Origin of the sequence: Herbaspirillum sp. B65 (assembly GCF_000333555.1) — a bacterium.
Taxonomy (GTDB): Bacteria; Pseudomonadota; Gammaproteobacteria; order Burkholderiales; family Burkholderiaceae_D; genus Herbaspirillum; species Herbaspirillum rubrisubalbicans.
In genome coordinates, this window is record NZ_BADI01000438.1 from 18,916 (window position 1) to 22,329 (window position 3,414).

General features: G+C 64.7%; 3 protein-coding genes and 1 pseudogene (1 of these 4 only partly in view). 1 reads left to right on the forward strand and 3 read right to left on the reverse strand.

Going from position 1 to position 3,414, the window contains the following annotated elements; translation table 11 throughout:
• Nucleotides 1-1,191, reverse strand: a pseudogene (locus tag I5W_RS29700) (transporter substrate-binding domain-containing protein) (its annotated part extends 18 nt beyond the left edge of the window); the annotation flags it as partial.
• Nucleotides 1,192-1,236: 45 nt separating this feature from the next.
• Between I5W_RS29700 and I5W_RS10520 the strand changes: the two are divergent.
• Nucleotides 1,237-1,515: a hypothetical protein gene (locus I5W_RS10520; RefSeq protein ID WP_044529178.1), complete on the forward strand. Its 279-nt coding sequence runs from the start codon at nt 1,237-1,239 to the stop codon at nt 1,513-1,515.
• Here I5W_RS10520 and I5W_RS10525 read toward each other — a convergent pair.
• Both I5W_RS10525 and I5W_RS10530 read right to left on the reverse strand, forming a co-directional pair.
• Nucleotides 1,512-2,846: a DUF2863 family protein gene (locus I5W_RS10525; RefSeq protein WP_044529179.1), complete on the reverse strand. Its 1,335-nt coding sequence runs from the start codon at nt 2,844-2,846 to the stop codon at nt 1,512-1,514. The two genes, I5W_RS10520 and I5W_RS10525, sit on opposite strands and share 4 nt — an antisense overlap.
• Before the next feature lie 23 nt (nt 2,847-2,869).
• On the reverse strand, nt 2,870-3,414 hold a 545-nt coding region (locus I5W_RS10530), incomplete at its 5' end, for a DMT family transporter (RefSeq protein ID WP_044529182.1).

Sequence of the window (3,414 nt, forward strand, 5' to 3'; positions counted from 1 at the left end):
CNNTNCNCNCTNTTNCTTCNNNTCCTTCTTGTTNTNNCCTCCTGCTTTCTCCNTNTTCTGCGCCGGCACTTCCTCCGGCTTCACCCCGGAGAGCTTTTGCAGGTTGCCCAGCACGGTCGGCTTGATCTTGCCGGCGGCGCGCTCGGCGGCGATCCACTTGTTGACGGCCTCGGCCCAGGCCTTGTCGTCTTCCTTGGGCAAGCCGATATTGGTGGAGGTGGCCTCCAGCGGCTGCGGTACGGTCATCTTGCCCAGTGCCGGATTCTTCTTGAGGATGTTCAGCGCCAGCAACCACACCAGCACCTGCGCATCGACCCGGCCGGTCTGCAGCGCCAGGGTGGCGTCATCGGCCTTTTCCAGGCGCACGATGGTGGCATGGGGACAGACACGGCTGACCAACTGGTCGTGCGAGGAACCGATGTCCACGCCGATCTTCACCTCCGGCTTGTCGAGGTCGGCCCAGGTCTTGAATTCCTTCTTGGAGACGATGGTGAAGGCATTGAGGAACAGCGGCTCGGAAAAATTGATCACCTCGCGCCGCGCCGGGGTCGGGTTCATGCCGAAGAACAGGTCAATCTTGTGCGTCTGCAGGTCCAGTACCGAATTGCCCCAGGTGGTCTCGGTGATGTCCAGCTTGACGTTGAGGCTGGCCGCCAGGCTCCTGGCGAAATCGATCATGAAGCCGCCCCATTCACCGCTGGCCAGATCCTTGTTGTAGTACGGCGCAGCCCCACGCACCGCACCGATGCGCAGGGTCTTGGTGCGCTGCACGCGGGCCAAGGTGGGCTCGGCGGCACCGCTCGCAGTGGCGGCCTGGGCGAAGACCTTGGGCATGGCGGTGGCGGCGGCAAGTCCGGCCACGCCGGTGATGAAACTGCGACGATTGCTCATTCTGGATTCTCCCTGTTTTGGCGGTGGTCTGCGCCCGGTCATGGCCGGACGGCTTGGTCGATTGTAGCCCAGCAGCAAGCCGGTCGCCTGACATGGCTGAACGAAAATTGACAGCCTGCGCCCTGATGCGAGCGCCATTGAAGATTTTTTTACAGCCGCGTCCTCCGGGTAAAACCGGGTAAGCCCGCCCCACCAGAGCCGGCTGCACGGGTAGGCTTGCCTTGCCACGTCGATGCCACAGAGCAATTCTGATGACGCCACACGGGCAGCGGCGTAACGAGGACAACAGGGGAATCTCATGCGCAATGAACATCATCGACACCGCCGCCGTGCGGGTAGCCTGTCGTGGCCTGCCTGGGTGCTGCGGCACTGGGCGGCTGTGCCAACTTCAGCGAAGTCAGCGCCGAACACGACGACCTCTACATGGTCTCGGCCACCGGCGTGAGCTATACCATGTCCATTGCCGCCCTGACCTCGGCCGCCCGCGAAAAGGCCGGCGCCTTCTGCGGCAAACAGCAGATGCAGGCCGATCTGCGCCAACTCATTCGCGGCTGGCGGCCGATGCAGGTGGAGCTGTATTTCCGTTGCAAGCCCATGGGGCTAAGCTTGCAGGCGTTGCTCTAGCGTGGGAAATCCCGCTCGCGCAGCGGCAGACCAACGGCATCGAAACCATCGGCCAGGCGCAGCGCCGCCACGCCCAGCGAAGTGACGGCATCGGCGGCATCGAACAGGGCTTCCTGCAGATCGCCATCGACCGCCTGGATCGAGCGCGCCAGTTCACCTTGCGTGCCGCGCAAGACGATGTGCAGGCGGCTGCCCTGTGCATCGTCGCCATCCTCGACGATGGCCAGGATGGCCGTGGCCTGGGCCGCCGTGGCGCCGGCCTGCGCCAGTCCTGCTTCCAGTTCGGAGAGCGTCTGCAAGGTGCGGTACTCGCCATTGCCGGTGTGCTTGGCGCCATGGAACAGGTCCTGGTAGAGGAAGTGCAACTGACACTGCGCCGCCTCGCCGGAACGGCCCGTGAGGCATTGCTGCATCAGCGGCGTGACCTGCGCGCTCCACTGGCGGAAGCGCTCGGCGCGCGCTTCGAAGTAGGCGTCGGCAGCCTCCTCCTGCGGCGGAATGGCATAGAAGGGATCGTCCACGTCCTTCAATGCAAAGCCCAGCAGGAAGCGTAACTCCAGTGCCTCATCGTCGGCAGCAAAGCTGCTGGCCGGCCAGCCGCGCATACTGCGTTCGATGGCCGGCACGCTCAGGATCTTCTTGTCGGTCAGCGAAGCGAAGGCATCGCGATTCATGGCCTCGACTTCGCTGAAGCTCAGGGCATTGATCTCTTCCGGATGATAGAGATGGTGCACCAGCACCACGCGCGCCTGGGGGCTTTCCAGCCCGCCCTCCTGCAGGCTGGCGCGCAAGGCATCGAAGGCATCGCCATCGGCTAACGCCTGTTCTTCGCGCAAGCCGCCGCGGGTGCGCGCCAGCAGCGGGATCAGGAAGGCGTTGATTTCGAGCTCCTTGTCGCCCCGCCGCAGCACGATGATGTCAGCGCCCTCTTCCACTACTTCGCGCAGGAAGGCGTGGCCGCGCTGATCGTCATAGCGTAGCTGTTCCAGGGCCTCATACAGGGTGTCATCGTCGCGCTCGCGCAGGGTATTGCGCACCATGCGCTCCAGCTCATCCTGGCCGATGCGGCGACCGCTGCGGTCCGGCGCACTGGCGGCCACCGCACTGGCCAGCGCCACCATCTGCTGCACCCGCAGTTCATCTTCGTCCAGGCCCTGCGACGCGGCGTGCGCCTGATGCTGGCGGCGACGTGCCGCCTCGGTGGAGACGTGGGTACGCGGCTTGTCGCGCGCCGGCCCCTGCTTGGGCTGGCCTGCGGGCTTGGCATTGGCCTGCTGTTTTGCTTGCGGTTTGGCTTGTGGTTTGCCCTGCGGGCGTTTGGCTTGGTTCATCTCTTCCTCGCTCAGTTCAGCGGTCAGTTGTCGGTCGCTGCGCGACCGGGCAGCGTGGCCAGGAACATCCCGGCCAGCGCCACGGCAAAGGCGCCGGCCTGCAATGCCGAGAGGCGTTCTCCCAGCGCCAGCACCCCGACCACGGCGGCCGACACCGGCAGCATCACGGTAAAGACGCCGGCACGCGCAGCCGGCACCACTTTCAATCCGGTCATCCACAACCACACGGTCCACACACTGGCCGCCAATCCATAGAACACCAGCAGCAACCAGATGTTGAGCGGCACGGTGGAAAAATCGAATTTGAGTGCGGTGTAGAGTCCCATGGGCGTCATCAGCAACAGCCCCCACAGGTTGATGACCGCACTGATGCGCTTGGGTGTGAGCACGGCGGTGAGCTTCTTGCCGATGACCGCATAGGCGGCCTCGCACAGCACGGCACAGAACACCAGCACATTGCCCAGCCAGGCGTATTGCGCAGGCGCAGCGCCGCTGCTGCCGGCTGCGCCATGCGTATCCTTGGCCAGCGACAGCAGGCCAATGCCGATCGCCCCGCAGGCCACCGTCC

Excerpts from the sequence above, each read along its gene's own strand:
- I5W_RS10525 (WP_044529179.1), bottom strand. The coding sequence starts at position 2,846 with ATGAACCAAGCCAAACGCCCGCAGGGCAAACCACAAGCCAAACCGCAA.